This window comes from Burkholderia lata (assembly GCF_000012945.1).
Taxonomy (GTDB): domain Bacteria; phylum Pseudomonadota; class Gammaproteobacteria; order Burkholderiales; family Burkholderiaceae; genus Burkholderia; species Burkholderia lata.
In genome coordinates, this window is record NC_007510.1 from 1,713,367 (window position 1) to 1,729,468 (window position 16,102).

Annotated in this window: 18 protein-coding genes; 8 read left to right on the forward strand and 10 right to left on the reverse strand. The window is 66.9% G+C overall.

What is annotated here, in order from left to right:
• Window positions 1-41: 41 nt before the first annotated feature.
• A complete protein-coding gene (locus BCEP18194_RS13740; protein WP_011351877.1) occupies window positions 42-1,013 on the reverse strand; it encodes a GGDEF domain-containing protein in 972 nt (323 codons plus the stop codon).
• Window positions 1,014-1,277: 264 nt separating this feature from the next.
• Between BCEP18194_RS13740 and BCEP18194_RS42065 the strand changes: the two genes are divergently transcribed.
• Entirely contained in the window at window positions 1,278-1,505 is a 228-nt protein-coding gene (locus BCEP18194_RS42065) for a hypothetical protein (RefSeq protein ID WP_081436592.1), read from the forward strand.
• 108 nt (window positions 1,506-1,613) lie between these two features.
• Here the strand turns inward: BCEP18194_RS42065 and BCEP18194_RS13745 are convergent, their stop codons facing one another.
• A complete protein-coding gene (locus BCEP18194_RS13745; RefSeq protein WP_011351878.1) occupies window positions 1,614-2,237 on the reverse strand; it encodes a phospholipase D family protein in 624 nt (207 codons plus the stop codon).
• 342 nt (window positions 2,238-2,579) lie between these two features.
• On the reverse strand, window positions 2,580-3,068 hold the full coding sequence (locus tag BCEP18194_RS13750) for a winged helix-turn-helix transcriptional regulator (protein ID WP_011351879.1): 489 nt from the start codon (window positions 3,066-3,068) through the stop codon (window positions 2,580-2,582).
• 178 nt (window positions 3,069-3,246) lie between these two features.
• Between BCEP18194_RS13750 and BCEP18194_RS13755 the strand changes: the two genes are divergently transcribed.
• Window positions 3,247-3,684: a PaaI family thioesterase gene (locus tag BCEP18194_RS13755; RefSeq protein ID WP_011351880.1), complete on the forward strand. Its 438-nt coding sequence runs from the start codon at window positions 3,247-3,249 to the stop codon at window positions 3,682-3,684.
• Between the two features lie 147 nt (window positions 3,685-3,831).
• A complete protein-coding gene (locus tag BCEP18194_RS13760; protein WP_011351881.1) occupies window positions 3,832-4,884 on the forward strand; it encodes an NADP(H)-dependent aldo-keto reductase in 1,053 nt (350 codons plus the stop codon).
• A 77-nt stretch (window positions 4,885-4,961) separates the two neighbouring features.
• Here the strand turns inward: BCEP18194_RS13760 and BCEP18194_RS13765 are convergent, their stop codons facing one another.
• Together BCEP18194_RS13765 and BCEP18194_RS13770 are read right to left on the reverse strand one after the other, a co-directional pair.
• Window positions 4,962-6,248 carry an MFS transporter gene (locus BCEP18194_RS13765; RefSeq protein ID WP_011351882.1) on the reverse strand — a complete coding sequence of 429 codons (1,287 nt, stop codon included), beginning with the start codon at window positions 6,246-6,248 and terminating at the stop codon, window positions 4,962-4,964.
• Window positions 6,249-6,283: 35 nt separating this feature from the next.
• On the reverse strand, window positions 6,284-7,705 hold the full coding sequence (locus tag BCEP18194_RS13770; RefSeq protein ID WP_011351883.1) for a M20 family metallopeptidase: 1,422 nt from the start codon (window positions 7,703-7,705) through the stop codon (window positions 6,284-6,286).
• Between the two features lie 166 nt (window positions 7,706-7,871).
• Here BCEP18194_RS13770 and BCEP18194_RS13775 point away from each other — a divergent pair, with 166 nt between their 5' ends.
• From BCEP18194_RS13775 to BCEP18194_RS13790, 4 genes are all read left to right on the forward strand, one after another.
• A complete protein-coding gene (locus BCEP18194_RS13775) occupies window positions 7,872-8,825 on the forward strand; it encodes a LysR family transcriptional regulator (RefSeq protein ID WP_011351884.1) in 954 nt (317 codons plus the stop codon).
• Between the two features lie 64 nt (window positions 8,826-8,889).
• Window positions 8,890-10,017, forward strand: coding sequence for a tRNA 2-selenouridine(34) synthase MnmH (mnmH, locus tag BCEP18194_RS13780; RefSeq protein ID WP_011351885.1), 1,128 nt, complete (start codon window positions 8,890-8,892; stop codon window positions 10,015-10,017).
• Window positions 10,014-11,072, forward strand: coding sequence for a permease (locus BCEP18194_RS13785; protein WP_011351886.1), 1,059 nt, complete (start codon window positions 10,014-10,016; stop codon window positions 11,070-11,072). Before mnmH ends, BCEP18194_RS13785 begins: the two co-directional genes overlap by 4 nt.
• A gap of 101 nt (window positions 11,073-11,173) precedes the next feature.
• Window positions 11,174-11,596, forward strand: a complete 423-nt coding sequence (locus BCEP18194_RS13790) for a hypothetical protein (RefSeq protein ID WP_011351887.1) — start codon at window positions 11,174-11,176, stop codon at window positions 11,594-11,596.
• Window positions 11,597-11,633: 37 nt separating this feature from the next.
• On the opposite strand, the gene BCEP18194_RS13795 is transcribed toward BCEP18194_RS13790, so the two are convergent.
• Together BCEP18194_RS13795 and nodI are read right to left on the reverse strand one after the other, a co-directional pair.
• On the reverse strand, window positions 11,634-12,467 hold the full coding sequence (locus tag BCEP18194_RS13795; protein WP_011351888.1) for an ABC transporter permease: 834 nt from the start codon (window positions 12,465-12,467) through the stop codon (window positions 11,634-11,636).
• Window positions 12,468-12,473: 6 nt separating this feature from the next.
• Window positions 12,474-13,388, reverse strand: coding sequence for a nodulation factor ABC transporter ATP-binding protein NodI (gene nodI, locus BCEP18194_RS13800; RefSeq protein WP_041493061.1), 915 nt, complete (start codon window positions 13,386-13,388; stop codon window positions 12,474-12,476).
• 337 nt (window positions 13,389-13,725) lie between these two features.
• On the opposite strand from nodI, the gene BCEP18194_RS13805 reads away from it, so the two are divergent.
• A complete protein-coding gene (locus BCEP18194_RS13805; protein WP_011351890.1) occupies window positions 13,726-14,223 on the forward strand; it encodes a universal stress protein in 498 nt (165 codons plus the stop codon).
• 97 nt (window positions 14,224-14,320) lie between these two features.
• Here the strand turns inward: BCEP18194_RS13805 and BCEP18194_RS13810 are convergent, their stop codons facing one another.
• From BCEP18194_RS13810 to lexA, 3 genes are read right to left on the reverse strand one after another with little or no spacing between them, the layout of a single operon-like run.
• Complete coding sequence (locus BCEP18194_RS13810) at window positions 14,321-15,040, reverse strand: DUF2939 domain-containing protein (protein WP_011351891.1); 720 nt, start codon at window positions 15,038-15,040, stop codon at window positions 14,321-14,323.
• Window positions 15,041-15,069: 29 nt separating this feature from the next.
• Window positions 15,070-15,405: a hypothetical protein gene (locus BCEP18194_RS13815; protein ID WP_011351892.1), complete on the reverse strand. Its 336-nt coding sequence runs from the start codon at window positions 15,403-15,405 to the stop codon at window positions 15,070-15,072.
• Window positions 15,406-15,431: 26 nt separating this feature from the next.
• Window positions 15,432-16,079, reverse strand: coding sequence for a transcriptional repressor LexA (lexA, locus tag BCEP18194_RS13820; RefSeq protein WP_006754655.1), 648 nt, complete (start codon window positions 16,077-16,079; stop codon window positions 15,432-15,434).
• Window positions 16,080-16,102 lie beyond the last annotated feature (23 nt).

Sequence of the window (16,102 nt, forward strand, 5' to 3'; positions counted from 1 at the left end):
GGCCGGGCGGCGGCACGCGCCTGCGCCCGGTCCGCCCGCGCTTACGCGCCGGCCGTCTTGCCGCGCTGCTTGTCCTCGTACATCCGTTGATCGGCCGATGCGAGCAGGTCGGCCACGTCGCGATGGTGCGCGGGATCGTAGTCGACGTGCCCGACGCTGAACCGGATGTCATAGCCGCGTGCATCGGCCGCGTTGCGCCGCGCGAGCGCCTGCTTCACGCGTTCGACCGGCTCGGCAACGTCGCCCGGATCGGTGGCGCTCAGCAGCACGACGAACTCGTCGCCGCCAAGCCGTGCGATCACGTCGCTGTCGCGCAGCGCGCCCGTCAACGTATCGGCGAATGCCTTGAGCGCATGGTCGCCTTCGGCGTGGCCGAAGCGGTCGTTGATCGACTTGAAATCGTTCAGGTCGAAAAACAGCAACGCCGCGTGACGGTCAAGGCGATCGCACAGGCTCAGCACGTGGCGGGCCAGGATCTCGAAGCCGCGCCGGTTGGTCAGTTGCGTGAGCTCGTCGGTGGTCGCGAAATGCAGCGCCGCGATCTCGCGCTCGGTCATGTGAGCGAGATCGCCGAGCAGCGCGAGTTCGTCGGGTTCGAGCGAGCGCGGCCGCGTGTCGATCAGGCACAGCGTGCCGATGGGTGCGCCGTTCGGCGCCGTAAGCGGTCGGCCCGCGTAGAAGCGGATGCCGGGCGCACCGGTGACGAGCGGGTTGTCGTGGAAGCGATTGTCGTTCAGCGCATCCTGGATCACCATCGTATTGCCCTCGAGCAATGCATGGGAGCAGAACGACACGTCGCGCGACGTTTGCGTGACGTCGAGCCCGGCGTGGCTCTTGAACCACTGGCGATCGTCGTCGACGAGGCTGACGAGTGCGATCGGTACGTCGAACAGCCTGCGCGCGAGACGCGTCAGGCGATCGAAGCGCTCTTCGGGCGGCGTGTCGAGGATCGAGAGCGAATGAAGCGTATCGAGCCGGGCCGCCTCGTCGGCCGGTTTCGGTGCGATTTGCATGGGCCTTGTCTTTTGTCCCGGCTGCGAGGCCGGTCACGGGATCGTATGTCGGACAGTATCGCGCATTGTTCGGCGCATCGCCACGTTGCAAATCTGCCGACGCGTGGTTTCGGTCCGATACGGATCGATGCAGATGGGGTGAGAAGCGGGCGCCATGGGGGCGCGTTTCACCCCGATGCGCAATCGGATGCGCGATGCCTCAAGGTGCCCGGCGCAGTGCCGTAAACAGGGCGAGTCCATTTCTTCATCGCTTCCCATCGCACCATGGTTCGATTTTTGTACGCGGGTTATCTCGCGTTTGCGCTGTATCTTCTTTATCCGATGGTTCAGAACACGCTGGCACTCGGCGTCGTTTGTGTGAGCAGCGCGCTGCCCAGCGGCGCTAGCGGCTTGTCGACGTCTTCGGCAAGCGGCGCGAGCGGGCAGGCGACTCGTTGTGCGCCGACGACGCATGCCGGTGCAGCGACCGGGCGGACGCCCGACATCCATTGATGTGCGACGGCGCGCTGGCCATTTGGCCGAATTGAACTTCTCGCCATGCTCGCCGATCATCAGCAACACGGCGGATCGAACACGGAAGCGTGCGCCGCGTGGTGTGCGTCAGTAGCTGGAGCGGTACGGCGTGCCCTGGTCGAAACGGCTTTGCCAGTGCGTGAGATAACGCGACGCGAGTTGCGGGTTGTTCCACACCACGACGACGTTCTCGGAATTGCGGCTGGCCGCCGACGCACTGTAGTTGAACGAACCCGTTTCGACGTGCTCGGCGTCGATCACGAGGTACTTGTCGTGATGGATCGCGTAGGCGTCGATCGTGCGCGTCGGGATACCTGCGTTGACGAGCAGGTTCAACGCCTGCTTGCTGCTCTTTGCACGATTACCCTTGTCGTCGACGACCACCGCGACATTCACGCCGCGTCGCTTGGCGGCGAGCAGTGCGCGCGTGACAGGCGGCGACGTGAACGAATAGGCGGCGACGCGGATCGAGCTGCGCGCGGCGCCGATCGCTTTCAGCACGAGCGCTTCGGCACCGCCGTCGGGCGAAAATGCCGATTCGACGACCTGTGTCGCGGGTGCTTCGTGAGTGGGGGCCGGCAGCCAACGCGACACGAAGTCGATCGCCTGCTGGAGCAGCGATTCACTTTGCGTCTTGCCGAAGGCGGCGAACGGAGTGGCGAGCAGGGAGGCGGCGAGACAGGCAGCGGCGAGGCGATTGCGCGACAACATCTTGGACAGCGAACAATTTCGAGACAGCGGGCCGTGAGTGTAACGCAGACGTGGCGGGCCGGTCACGTGTCGATGAGACGGAATGACTGATCGCGATGCCCGGCGATGGCAGAGGCGGTGACGCAAAGTTGCGTTGTGCGGTATCCGAATGCGTGATCGGCTTTATTAGCGGATGGGGGTGAAAGCAGTGCGCGATTGCGCGTGCGGCGGTGGCGGAATAGCCGGTGTGCAAGCTATGTGCGAGTGCAGCGGGGTGGGCTCGATGCGGCCCACGACAACTGCGCGAGCGCGACTAACGATCCGTGCGCGTCGCGCGTTCGTTCACGCATGCACGACGCTGCGTCAATCCTCGTCCGCGGGTGCCCCGGCTGCGTCGGCTGCGATCCACCCGGGGCCACGCTCCGGCTGCACGTCACGGGCGTCGAGCGGTTCGCCGCACGCCGAGCATACGGTGACCGCATGCATCAGATGGCCGCAAGTGCGGTGACGCAACTGCACCGGTGGCCCCTGGCCGTCGTCTTTCCAGCGGTCGCCCCACGCCGTCAGCGCGAGCAGGGTCGGGTAGAGGTCGAGGCCCTTGTCCGTCAGCCGATATTCGAAACGCGGTGGGCGCTCCTGATACGCGTGCTTGACCAGCACGCCTTCGTCGACGAGCCGCGTGAGCCGCTCGGCCAGCACATGGCGTGTGAGGCCAAGCTGGGTCTGGAACGCGTCGAAGCGGCGGCAGCCGAGGAACGCGTTGCGGAGGATCAGCATCGTCCAGCGGTCGCCAAGCACGGCGAGCGTACGCGCGATCGAACAGTTCAGCGTGCCGATGTCATCCCATTTCATCGTCGAGTGTCTTGCCTCTCTTGCGGCGGTTCAGCGAAATAGCGGGTTCGATTATAGAACCCGCCTTCGGTTGCAACGGGCCCGGCCACGTTGACAAGCGCCAGCATCGTTGTCAATAATGAGTTCCAATTTGGAACTTACTAGCGCGGCGACGCGCTTTCAACCCGGAGACAACCCGATGAACCCGCTTTCCCTGTCTGGTCTCGATCTGCTGCGCGCAGCGGTATCGGGTGAGGCGCCGCTCGCGTCGATTTCCGAGACGATCCCGATGCGTCCGCTCGACGTCGAGCTTGGTTATGTGAAGTTTTCGGCGCGGGCGGACGGCCGGCATCTGAATCCGCTCGGCGGCGTGCACGGCGGGTTCGCCGCGACGGTGCTCGATTCGGTCACGGGGTGCGCGGTGCATTCGATGCTGGATGCGGGCGTCGGCTACGGTACGGTCGATCTGCATGTGAAGATGCTGCGGCCCGTGCCGCGCGATGTCGACCTGGTCGCGGAAGGGCGCGTGATCCACCTGTCGCGTTCGCTGGGTGTCGCGGAGGGCACGTTGAAGACCGCGGACGACAAGATCGTCGCGCATGCGTCGGCGACCTGCTTCATCCAGCGGCCGCAGTAACGGCGGGCGGCGGCGTCATCGTCCGGGGCGGTGCGTGAGCCTCCTCGCCGGTGTCGAAGGCCGCCTGTAAGCGTATGCGGCGCGTGTCTGAAGCGGCCGCTTCAATGTGATAGCGTTCCTGCTTTCCACCGACGCGACAGGAACAGCATGGAATACCGCACACTTGGCGATTCAGGCATCGAGGTCAGCCTGATCGGCCTGGGCACGATGACGTGGGGCGAGCAGAATTCGGAGCGCGATGCGCACGAGCAGATCGACTACGCGATCGGGCAGGGCGTGACGCTGATCGATGCCGCGGAGATGTATCCGGTGCCGCCGAAGCCCGATACGCAGGGGCGCACCGAGGAGTACATCGGCACCTGGCTCGCGCAGCATCGCGCGCAGCGCGAGCGTATCGTGCTCGCGACGAAAATCGCGGGGCCGGCGCGGCAGCCGCACAATCCGCGCCATATTCGCGGCGAAGGCAACCAGTTCGACCGCAAGAACCTGACCGAAGCGCTCGACGGCAGCCTCAAGCGCCTGCAGACCGACTACGTCGATCTCTACCAGTTGCACTGGCCCGATCGCAGCACGACGACGTTCGGCCGTCCCGCCTATCCGTGGGTCGACGATACCTATACGGTGCCGATCGAGGAAACCCTCGGCGTGCTCGCGGAATTCGTGAAGGCCGGCAAGGTGCGCGCGATCGGCGTGTCGAACGAAACGCCGTGGGGCGTCGCGCAGTTCCTGCACGCGGCCGAGAAGCTCGGGCTGCCGCGTATCGCGAGCATCCAGAATCCGTACAGCCTGCTGAACCGCACGTTCGAAAACGGCCTGTCGGAATTCTCGCATCGCGACGGCGTCGGTCTGCTCGCGTATTCGCCGCTTGCGTTCGGCTGGCTGTCCGGCAAGTACGAGAACGGCGCGCGTCCGGCCGGCGCACGCATCACGTTGTTCGAACGCTTCCAGCGTTACAGCAAGCCGCAGGCCGTCGAGGCGACGTCGCGCTATGTCGCGCTCGCACGGCGTCACGGGCTGTCGCCCGCGCAGCTCGCGCTGGCGTTCGTCAACAGCCGGCCGTTCACGCACAGCAACCTGGTCGGGGCGACGTCGCTCGAGCAGTTGAAGGAGAACATCGGCAGCATCGACGTGAAGCTGTCCGACGAGATCCTCGCCGAGATCGACGCGCTGCACGAACTGCAGCCGAACCCTGCGCCGTAAATGACGCGCGGCCCGCGCGGCAGCGATGCCGCGACGGGCCGCACCGGCGGCGCATCGCCGCGCCGTCGTTTCTTCCGTTATCGCATCTTGAGCCGTGTGCGCGCGACGAACAGCGCGGCGAGGCTCAACAGTGCGCAGCCCATCAGATAGAGCGCCGGCGACAACCGGTTGCCGGTCGCGCTGATCAGCCAGGTGATCACGAACGGCGCGAAGCCGCCGAACAGCGTGACGCCCGTGTTGTAGCTGACCGCGAGCCCCGTTGCACGGGTCTGCGACGGGAACAGCTCGGCCATCAGCGCCGGCAGCGCGCCGCAATACATCGCTTTCAGCGCACCGATCCAGACCAGGGCGGCGAGCATCGTCGCGAACGATGCGTGACGCGTGAGCCACGCGAACGTCGGGTACACGGTGACGAGCATCAGGACCGCCGCGACCGCCATCATGCGGATCCGCCCGGTGCGATCGGACAGGTGGCCGACGACCGGCGTGACGAGCGTGAGCACGAAGCCGGTCGCGAGCGTCGCCGCGAAGCCCGTCGATGCGGGCAGGCCGAGCTGCTTGATCGCATAGGTCGGCATGTACAGGATCATGTAGTTGATCGCGGTCGAGATCACGAGCGCGCCGATCGACAGCAGCACCCGCACCTTTTGTTCCGCGAACAACTCGCGCACCGGCGCTTCCGAGCGTGCCTGCGTCTTGAACTCGACGCCTTCGTCGACGTAGCGGCGGATGTACAGCCCGACCGGGCCGATCGCGAGCCCGAACAGGAACGGCACGCGCCAGCCCCAGCTTTCGAGTTGCGCGGTCGTCAGCGTGGTGGTCAGCAACGCACCGAAGCCAGATGCGAGCAGCGTCGCAAGGCCCTGGCTCGCGAACTGCCAGCTCGACATGAAGCCGCGCCGCTGCGGTGCGTGCTCGACGAGGAATGCGGTCGAGCTCGCGAATTCACCGCCCGCGGAAAAGCCCTGCATCAACCGCGACAGCATGATCCCGAGCGGCGCGAGTATGCCGATCGATGCGTAGGTCGGCATCAGCGCGATCAGGAGCGTGCCGGCCATCATCATCGCGATCGACAGTAGCAGCGACGCCTTGCGGCCCGCGCGATCCGCGTATGCGCCGAGCACGAAGCCGCCGATCGGCCGGATCAGGTAGGAGAGCCCGAACGTGCCGAGCGTAAGCATCAGCGACGTCGCTTCGCTCGTCGCGGGGAAGAACAGCTTGGCGATCGTCACCGCGAAGAAGCCGTAGACGATCAGGTCGAACCATTCGAGTGCATTGCCGATCGACGCCGCGAAGATGATGCGCCGGATCTTCGCGGCGCTGGGGCGGACGGCTTCCTGCGAGGTCAGGGTGGTCGTATTCATCGTATGTGCAGGTCCCGTGAAAGGGGCGAAGCGCGTTACAGGGCGGCGCCGGCCGCGGCGGGCACCGCGCGGCGAACGGTCGGTGCGTCGTCGCCGAGATCCCAGAAGAGGCCGGCCATCATCTGCAGCCCCTCGCTGACGACGCTCGCGAGCAGGTGCTCGTCCGGCGCGTGCTGCGAGCACGCCGGGTACGAGTGCGGCACCCACAGCGTCGGCAGCCCGAGCGTGTCGGCGAACACTTCGTTCGGCAGCGTGCCGCCGAGATTCGGCAGGATCGCGGGCTTCTTGCCGGTGGTCCGCGCGAGCGACGCGACCGCCCAGCGAACCCACGGATCGTCCGGCGGCACGCGCGTCGCCGGGGCGCCGCGTTCGACGTCGATCTCGATGTCGGCGAAGCCGTGCGCATCGAGGTGCGTGCGCAGATGCGTGTGCAGTGCTTCCCAGTCGGTGCCGACGACGAAGCGCAACTGGCAGTGCGCATACGCGGCGGGCGGGATCGCATTGACTGGGTGCTCGGGGTTGCCGGCCTTGAACGCGAGGATCTCGAACGTGTTCCAGCCGAACACGCGCTCGGGCGCGGTGAGGCCGGGCTCGCCCCAGTCGGCGTCGAGCGCTGGATCGCCGGGGCCGCCGCCGACGGAGAGATCGGCGAGCGCATCGCGCACGGCGGCCGGGATCGGCGGCGGACGCAGCCCCGCGACGCGAATCGCGCCGCGCGCGTCGACGAGGCACGCGAGCGCGTGGGCGAGCACGATCGCCGGATTGCGCAGCAGCCCGCCCCAGTTGCCGGAGTGATGCGCGCCGTCGCGGGCGCGCAGGCTCAGCTTGAAATTGACCGAGCCGCGCGAGCCGAGGAAAACCGTGGGGCGCGCGGCGGCGATGCGCGGGCCGTCGGACGCGATCAGCACGTCGGCCGCGAGCGCGTCGCGCTCCTGGCGGCACAGCGCGTCGAGGCCCGGCGAACCCGTTTCCTCGCCCATCTCGATCAGCAGCTTCGCATTGAAGCCGAGCCGGCCGCCGCGTGCGTCGAGCACGCTCGCCAGCGCGGCCAGGTTGATGGTGTGCTGGCCCTTGTTGTCGGCGCTGCCGCGGCCGTACCAGCGGTCGCCGTCGGCCGTCAGCGTCCACGGCGACAGCGGCGCGCGCCACTGCGCGTCGTAGCCACGCACGACGTCGCCGTGGCCGTAGATCAGCACGGTCGGCAGCGCGTCGTCTTCGTGGCGCGAGGCGAGCAGGAACGGGCCGCCGCCGTCGACGGGATTGTCGACGATCCGCGATGTGAAGCCGAGGCGCGCGGCCTCGGGGGCGATCTCGTCGGTCAGATACGCGCGCAGCGCGGCTTCGTTGCCGCTTTCCTGGCTTTCGGTGCGCAGGCCGACGCGGCGGCTCAGGGTCGTGAAGAACGCACCGGATTCGAACTGGTTCAGCGCGTGCTGGATGGCGGCGGTACGGCTCAAGTCGTGTCTCCTCTGTCGGGTTCGCTGCACGCGCCGGATCGTGCCTGCAGCGTGAAGTGCGATCGATTCTAGAAAGCCGTTTTTTTTGTCACAATGATCGAATTTCGAACCTTTCTTTGCCGAAAAGGCAAAGCAGCGCGGCCAGCAGCCGGGCGGAGACAGAACGATGGCGGCTTTCCTGCATGGCCTGGCGTTGCGGTATTTCGTCGAAGTGGCGCGCACCGGCTCGATCAGCGACGCGTCCGCGCGGCTGCATGTGGCCGTATCGGCGATCAGCCGCCAGATCGCCAAACTGGAGAGCGAGCTCGGCGCACCGCTGTTCGAGCGCCGGCCGCGCGGGATGGCGCTGTCGGAGGCCGGCGAGCGGCTCCTGGCGTTCGCGCAGCGCAGCCTGCTGGAGGCCGAGCACGTGATGAAGGACATCGGCGGGCTCGATGCGCTGCACGGCAGCCTGCTGAAGATCGCGTGCTCGGAAGGGTTCGCGATCGACTTCCTGCCCGGCACGCTCGCCAGCTTCAAGGCGCGTCATCCGGGCGTCGATTTCTCCGTGTGGGTGGTGTCGCCGGCGGACGCGACGCGGCGCGTGCGCGACGGCGATGTCGACATCGCGTTGAGTTTCAGCCTCGCGCCGGAGAAGGGCGTGCGCGTCGACCACACCGAGCGCGCGCCGATCTTCGCGCTGGTGCGGCACGACCATCCGCTCGCGACGCGCGAAGCGGTGTCGCTCGCCGATGTCGCGCGTCACCCGCACGTGCTGCCCGAGGCCGGCACGACAGTGCGCCAGCTGATCGACATCGCGTGCGCGCTCGACGGGCTGCTGCTCGAGCCCGAACTGACGAGCAACAACACGGCGGCGATGTACGGCTACGCGCGGCGCACGGGCGCGGTGATGTTCACGGGGCTGCTGTCGGTGCGCGACCGCTGCGCCGCGGACGGCTTCGTCGTCGTGCCCGTGACGAACCCGCAGCTGCGCGAGCGCAGCATCCAGGTGCAGACGATGGCGGGGCGCGATCTGCCGGCGTCGGTCCGCGCGTTCCGCGACCATCTGATCGACGCGATGCAGACTGCATCGGCGCCGCCGGCAGCCGCGCGCGGCCCGAGACGCCGGCCCGTGAGATAATCGTCAATCCGCCTTCCGTGCCCATGCGGCTTATCGAGCCGCATCGCCCCTGTTCGACGCCAAATTGAAGAACCTGATTGTCACCCTCGATCGCGCCGGCGAGTTCGACGAGATCATCGACGTGCGCACGCCGCTCGAGTTCGCCGAGGATCATATTCCGGGCGCGCTGAACGCGCCCGTGCTCAGCAACGAGGAGCGCGTGCTCGTCGGTACGATGTACCGCCAGGTGTCGCCCTACGAGGCGACGCGCGTCGGCGCGGCCATCGTCGCGCGCAACATCGCCCGCCATCTCGACACGACGTTCGCCGACCGGCCGCGCAACTGGCGGCCGCTGATCTACTGCTGGCGCGGCGGCAAGCGCTCGGGCTCGATGACGACCTGGTTCAACCTGATCGGCTGGAAGGCGCGCCAGCTCGACGGCGGCTACAAGGCTTACCGCCAGTCGGTGTGCGCGACGCTCGACTCGCTGCCGACGCGCTTTCGCTACATCGCGCTCGTCGGCCATACGGGTTGCGGCAAGACGCGCCTGCTGAACGCACTGGGCGAAGTGGGCGCGCAGACGCTCGATCTCGAGGCGCTTGCGTGCCATCGCGGTTCGCTGCTCGGTGCATTGCCGGGCAAGCCGCAGCCGGCGCAGAAGGGGTTCGACTCCGGGCTCGTCGAGACACTTGGACGTTTCGACCCCGAATGGCCGGTGTTCGTCGAGTCGGAAAGCCGCCGGATCGGGCTCGTGCAGTTGCCGATCGCGTTGATCGAAGCGTTTCACGCCGGGCCGTGGGTGCATGTCGACGCGGCACACGACGAGCGCATCGCGTTCCTCCTCGACGATTACGCACACCTGTTCGACGAACCGAACGCGTTCAAGGCACAGCTCCATCGGCTGATCGGACTGCATAGCCGCGAGCAGGTCACGCACTGGAAGGCGCTGATCGATGCGGATGCACGGGCCGAACTGTTCACCGAGCTGATCGACAAGCATTACGATCCCGCCTATGCGCGCACCTATCGCGCGACGTACAACAAGCCGAACCGGGCGCTGACGTTCACGTTCCGCCCCAACGCCGCCGACGGGCGCGATCAGGCGCGTGTGCTGCTGGCCGAACTCGCGCAAGCCGGGTTGCCCGCATCGGCCGCGCTGGCCGCAGGCGCGAAGCCCGCAACCGACCAAGACCAATCGACGACCACACGATGACGACCACACGCGCCCAACCCAGTCCGGCCCTCGGCTGGATGACCTTCCTGCTGATTGCGGTCGCGGGCCTGTTCTATGTGAAATGGTTCCCGTACTACAACAAGGCGTTCGTTGCCGCCGAGCATCATTCGATCGGCCAGTCGATCCTGATGGGCACGTCGGCAACCGCGCCCGAGCCGTCGCTGAAGGCCGCGCTCGACTACGCGTGGGCGTACGGCAAGGCGATCTGGCAGGCGATGGTGCTGGGCCTGCTGCTCGGTTCGGCCGTGCAGGCGCTGCTGCCCGCACACTGGGTCGCGCGCGTGCTCGGCCGCACCGGCTTCGGCAGCGTTGCCGCGGGCGGTTTGCTGTCGCTGCCCGGCATGATGTGCACGTGCTGTGCGGCGCCGGTCGTCGCGGGGCTGCGTGCGCGCCATGCATCGCCGGGCGGGGCGGTCGCGTTCTGGCTCGGCAACACGGTGCTGAACCCGGCGGCGCTGGTGTTCATGGGCTTCGTGCTCGGCTGGCACTGGAGCGCGCTGCGCCTCGTGCTCGGCGTCGCGATGGTGTTCGGGATCGGCTATCTGCTGAACCGCATCGCACGCCCTGAAGACCGCAGCATCGACGATGCGCAGCTCGCCGCGCTGGCGGCAGAGCAGGCCGCGGCCGGCAATCCGTTCGTCCGCTGGGTGAAGCTGCTGGCGCGCATGGCCGTGCGGCTCGTGCCCGAATACATCGTGCTCGTGCTGCTGCTCGGCGCCGCGCGTGCGTGGCTGTTCCCGCATATCGGCCCGGACATCGGCAATCATCTTGGCTGGATCGTCGCGTTCGCGGTCGCGGGCATGCTGTTCGTGATCCCGACGGCCGGCGAGGTGCCGATCATCCAGGCGATGCTGTCGCTCGGCATGGGCGTCGGCCCGGCTGCCGCGCTGCTGATGACGCTGCCGCCGATCAGCGTGCCGTCGCTCGCGATGCTCGCGCGTTCGTTCAAGCCTTACATGCTGGCCATCGTCGCGATCCTCGTCGTCGTGTTCGGGATCGCGAGCGGCCTGCTCGCGATCGCGCTCGGGTTCTGACGCGCGCAAGCGGCGCGCTCAACGGGCGCAATCGTCGTATTCATCCGGCGCCGCCGTTTCACGTGAGCGGCGCCATTTACAAGAAGCAAACAGGAAAACGCATGACCCAACCGAAGATCCATCCTCGACTCGAAAAGGCGCTGACGCGCGGCGATCTCGCGATCCGCCAGGCCAATTCCGCGCGGGCGACTGCCGTGCTGAACGCACTCGGCACGATGATCATCGAGGCCTCCGCAACGATCGGCGTCGACGCCAGCATCGACATTCCGCAGGGCGACCGCATTTACGATCCGGTCAACGGCCTGTGGCCGCAGAAGATGCTGGTGTCGTTCGACGGCCCGGTGGACGAAGCCGACAAGGAAGAGCTGCGCTCGGTCTATCTGGTTGCCGACGATCCGGGCACGCAGTTCCGCGTCGAATGGCATCGTGCGGACGGCAAGCTCGGCCGCCAGGAAGGTGGCCCGCTCGCGACCGTCGCGTTCCTGACCGACGTCGAAATCCCGTGGAGCGACGACGACGAGTAACGTCGTCGCATGAAGCCGGCGCCCGGTGTGCCGGCCATCAGCGCATCATCCGCCGCCGGAACAGCCATGCGGACAGCAGGAAGCCGCCGACCGCGTAGCCGGCGAGCACCGCGACATGCAGCGCGACGTCGGTCGCCGGCCGGCCGAGCATCGCGGGCCGGATCAGCTCGACAGCGTTCGCGAGCGGCAGCGCCTGCGCCGCATGCTGCGCGATCGGCGGCAACTGCGTGATCGGGAAGAACACGCCCGACAGCAGCAGCATCGGCGTCAGCACGAGCGTCTGATAAAACATGAAGAAATCGTAGGACGGCGCGAGCGCCGTGACGATCATCGCGATGCTGGCAAACGCGAGGCCCGCGAGCGCGATCACGGGCAGCGCCACGAGCATCGACGGAAACTGCGCATAGCCGAGCGCCCCCGCGACGAGCATGATCGCGGCCCCCGACAGCATCGCCTTGCTGGCCCCCCAGATGATCTCGCCGAGCACGATGTCGCCGAGCGCGAGCGGCGTATGCATGATCGCTTCCCACGTGCGCTGCACGTGCATCCGCGAGAATCCCGAATACATCGACTCGAAGCTCGCGGACATCATCACGCTCGACCCGACCGTGCCGGCCGCGAGGAACGCGATATACGACACGCCGTCGACATGGCCGAGCATCAGCCCGAGCCCGAACCCCAACCCGAACAGATAGATCATCGGATCGGCAAGATTGCCGAACATCGACGCGAGCGCGAGCTTGCGCCAGACGAGATAGTTGCGCCGCCAGACGGCGATCCAGTTGGTCGCGTTCGCAGGCATGGCGATCGCGAAACGTGACACGCGCGGTGTTGCCGACGGTGCGGCGGCGGAATAGTTGCGGACGTCCATGATCGATCAGTCCTGCATTTCGCGGCCCGTGAGCCGCAGGAACACATCTTCAAGATTGGCCGGGCGATGCAGATAGCGCAACCCCGTGCGACCCTTGAGTCGCGCACGGAGCGGTTCCGGATCGCTCACGTAGCAGAACAGGGTCTCGCCGCTGATCTCGGTGTGCTTCGCGAACGCCGACAGCTCGTCGCGCAGCGTGGCCGGATCGGGCCCGTAGATCTCGATCACGTCGCAGCCGATCTCCGATTCGATCAGCGCGTGCGGCGCGCCTTCGGCGATCTTGCGGCCTTCCTCGATCACGCACAGGCGGTCGCACAGGCGCTCGGCTTCTTCCATGAAGTGCGTGGTGATCAGGATCGTCTTGCCGCGCGCGAGCAGCGAGCGCAGCCGCTCCCACATGAGGTGACGCGCCTGCGGGTCGAGACCCGTCGTCGGCTCGTCGAGCACCAGCACATCGGGATCGTTGACGAGCGCGCGTGCCAGCGTCAGGCGGCGCTTCATGCCGCCCGACAGCTCGCCGACCTTCGCATCGGCCTTGTTCTCGAGCTTCGCGAATTCGAGCAGCGGCTTCACGAGCGCGTGCGCAGCCTGCGCCGACATGCCGAAATAGCGGCCGAACACGAGCAGGTTCTCGCGCACGGTGAAGTCGGGGTCGAGATTGTCGAACTGCGGGACGACCCCGACGCGCTGGCGTGCATGCCGTGCACGCGATGGAACCGGTTCGCCGCAGAGCGAAATGGTGCCTGCATCGGGATGCGTGAGACCGAGCAGCATTTTCAGCGTGGTGGTCTTGCCGGCGCCGTTCGGCCCGAGCAGGCCGTAGCATTCGCCGGCCTGGACGGTGAAGGACAGGCCGTTGACGACGAGCTTGTCGCCAAAGCGCTTTTCGACGTTCCGGAAATCAATCGGTGCAACGGGCATGGGCATGTTGTCGTTGTAAGCGGGCGCGGAAGCGTTCCGCTGCCGCATGCGTGGCCGGTTGGCGAACCGATCGGACGATTGCGTGTCACACGGGCATGACCGAAGCGCACGACGCCGGCGCCTGACGGCCCGCTGGAGTACGAACGGGCCATTCTAGTGCATCGGTTGCGTCTCTTCAGGGCATGCCTGCACGGTGCGATGCATGTACGCACCGATCGTGCACTGCATCATCGCGCACGCGCCGAGCGGGGCGAATCAGCGTTTTCCATCCCTTGCGTCCTGAATTGCGGCGCACCATGATGAATGCGTAGGCTCGGTGTTGCGATAGGGAGGTTTCATGGCTAGCTACAACAAGATTTTGCTGTGTTACGACGGCACGCTCGAAGGACGCAAGGCACTGCGCTGCGGCGCCAACCTCGCGATGGACCTGAAGGCCGAGACGCATTTGCTGTCGGTGGTCGACATGCGCTCGAGCATTGCACAGAGCGCGGGTTTGCTGACCGACGTCGCGTGCGGCCGGTTCGAGGAAACCGCGCGTGAAATCCTGCAGGAAGGGGTGAACTGGCTGCGCGAGCGCGGCGTGCAGGCCGAAGGCCATTTCGCGTTCGGCTATCCGATCGACGAAATCGCGAATCTCGCGACGGAGCTGCAAGCCGACCTCGTCGTCGTCGGCCATCGGTGCCGCAGCGGGCTGTCGAGATGGTGGATGGGCTCGGGCAATACGCAACTGCTCGATCGCGTGAATTGCAGCATTCTGGTTGCGTGTTCGTCGGCGCAGGAGCAGAAGGCCGAAATCGCGCGCGAGCGCGAAGCGGCCACGGCGAACGGCAAATGACCCAATGATGCGATGACTGCCTGACCGGCGAATCGCGCCGGTCAGGCGTCGTGCCACGTCCGTGGTGCGGGCGCCGACCGCGGCCAGTCAAGGCATGTCAAGCGTGCAGGTCGATCGCGGACAACTTCCACGAGAACAGGCCGAAGCGGTGGAAGATCGCCGCATAGCGCGTGCCGTCGGCACTGCGCTGGTAGGTCACGACGAATTCATCGATATTCCGGTAGCCGGCACTGGTTTGCTGCTGGTGCGGCGCATGCGTTGCATCGACCGCACTGGCCGGTGCGGCAGCGGCGGGTGGTTGCGATGATGCAGCCGCGGTGGCCGTGTTGCTGCCCGAAGCGGCCGCGCTTGCCGGAGCCGGATTGGCAGCGGGTGCGGCCGGCGTGTTGCCCGGGGCATTGCTGCCTGGCGGCAGATTCGACCATTCAGGTGGACGCTCGCCCGGATTGCCACGCGGCGGCAAGCCGCTCATCAGCGCGGCTACGCCCTCCGGGGTGGCGTACGCATCGACCAGCGGGCCGATCAGTGCGGACCCGATCAATGCGCCGATCACCGCGAACGGATTGTTCTTCTTCACCGCGTCGATCCGGCGCATCAACTCTTCCGTGACCTGCTGCTTCAGGCTGATGCGCAGCGACGGGAAATCGACATATTCACTGATCGCCTGCGCATCGCGCGCATCGATCGCCGATTTCAGGCGACCGAGCGCGACGTACGGCGACGCGTAGGCATAACCGATCGCCGCAATGATGGCGACGGCCAGCACGACGATCAACAGGGGCTTGAGCCGCCATTTGCGGCCCGAAGATCCGGTCACGTTGCCTCCGGTGCGGGGATGTTCCGCAATCAGAGACCGCCTGGCGTGGCCGATCGTTCCTCTGCGATGCAGTGATCGATCATCCGGCACACGGCGTCGATCGTGCCGACCATGATCAGGCGCGAACGGCCGTGATAGACGCGCACCGGCGCGCGGCGCGCGGGTTCGGCGTGATTCAGGCCGGCGTTCAGCGATACCCGCGCGAAAGCGGGCAGCGCCGACGGCAGCAGGGACGCCTGCCGTTCGACTGCGACTTCTTCTTGCACAGGCGCCGCCGCGGACAGCGGTGCGCAGGGCGTGCGGCCGCGCAGATGACGCAGGCGACCGAATTGACGGAAAGGCAGCAGACGGGCAAGGCGTTCCATGATGTTCTCCTCAGCGAGACGGAATGTCAGAGTTCGCCCGAGCGGATCAGCCCGACGGCGATGCCTTCCAGCGCGAATTCCGCGCTGCCGGCCTTGACGAAGATGTTTTCGTAATCCGGGTTCTCCGCGATCAGCTCGAGGCCGCCGGGCCGGCGCATCAGGCGCTTGACCGTGACGTCGTCGCCGAGACGCGCAACGATGATCTGGCCGTCCTTCGCTTCCGTGCGCTTCTGCACGGCGAGGAGGTCGCCGTCGAGGATGCCGGCGTCGCGCATCGACAGGCCGCGCACTTTCAGCAGGTAGTCGGGCTTGCTGGTGAACAGCGCGGGATCGCACGCGTAATGCTGCGAGATGTGCTCCTGCGCGAGGATCGGGCTACCGGCTGCCACGCGGCCGACGAGGGGCAGCGACAGCTGCATCAGGCCGGCGTGCGGCAGCGTGAACTGGTGCGGGGCGTCGTCGATGCCGAGCAGGCGGATACCGCGCGACGCGCCGGCGGCCAGCTCGATCACACCTTTGCGTGCGAGCGCACGCAGGTGCTCCTCGGCCGCATTCGGCGAGCTGAAGCCCAGTTCGGCCGCGATCTCGGCACGGGTGGGCGGGAATCCGGAGCGCTCGATCGCGCGACGGATCAAGTCGAAAACTTGCTGCTGACGGGCGGTGAGTTTGGTCATGGCTTAACTGTATGGATAGACAG

Coding starts and splice junctions, on each gene's coding strand:
- BCEP18194_RS13740 (WP_011351877.1), bottom strand. CDS start 1,013: ATGCAAATCGCACCGAAACCGGCCGACGAGGCGGCCCGGCTCGATACG.
- BCEP18194_RS42065 (WP_081436592.1), top strand. CDS start 1,278: ATGGTTCGATTTTTGTACGCGGGTTATCTCGCGTTTGCGCTGTATCTT.
- BCEP18194_RS13745 (WP_011351878.1), bottom strand. CDS start 2,237: ATGTTGTCGCGCAATCGCCTCGCCGCTGCCTGTCTCGCCGCCTCCCTG.
- BCEP18194_RS13750 (WP_011351879.1), bottom strand. CDS start 3,068: ATGAAATGGGATGACATCGGCACGCTGAACTGTTCGATCGCGCGTACG.
- BCEP18194_RS13755 (WP_011351880.1), top strand. CDS start 3,247: ATGAACCCGCTTTCCCTGTCTGGTCTCGATCTGCTGCGCGCAGCGGTA.
- BCEP18194_RS13760 (WP_011351881.1), top strand. CDS start 3,832: ATGGAATACCGCACACTTGGCGATTCAGGCATCGAGGTCAGCCTGATC.
- BCEP18194_RS13765 (WP_011351882.1), bottom strand. CDS start 6,248: ATGAATACGACCACCCTGACCTCGCAGGAAGCCGTCCGCCCCAGCGCC.
- BCEP18194_RS13775 (WP_011351884.1), top strand. CDS start 7,872: ATGGCGGCTTTCCTGCATGGCCTGGCGTTGCGGTATTTCGTCGAAGTG.
- BCEP18194_RS13785 (WP_011351886.1), top strand. CDS start 10,014: ATGACGACCACACGCGCCCAACCCAGTCCGGCCCTCGGCTGGATGACC.
- BCEP18194_RS13790 (WP_011351887.1), top strand. CDS start 11,174: ATGACCCAACCGAAGATCCATCCTCGACTCGAAAAGGCGCTGACGCGC.
- BCEP18194_RS13795 (WP_011351888.1), bottom strand. CDS start 12,467: ATGGACGTCCGCAACTATTCCGCCGCCGCACCGTCGGCAACACCGCGC.
- nodI (WP_041493061.1), bottom strand. CDS start 13,388: ATGCCCGTTGCACCGATTGATTTCCGGAACGTCGAAAAGCGCTTTGGC.
- BCEP18194_RS13805 (WP_011351890.1), top strand. CDS start 13,726: ATGGCTAGCTACAACAAGATTTTGCTGTGTTACGACGGCACGCTCGAA.
- BCEP18194_RS13815 (WP_011351892.1), bottom strand. CDS start 15,405: ATGGAACGCCTTGCCCGTCTGCTGCCTTTCCGTCAATTCGGTCGCCTG.
- lexA (WP_006754655.1), bottom strand. CDS start 16,079: ATGACCAAACTCACCGCCCGTCAGCAGCAAGTTTTCGACTTGATCCGT.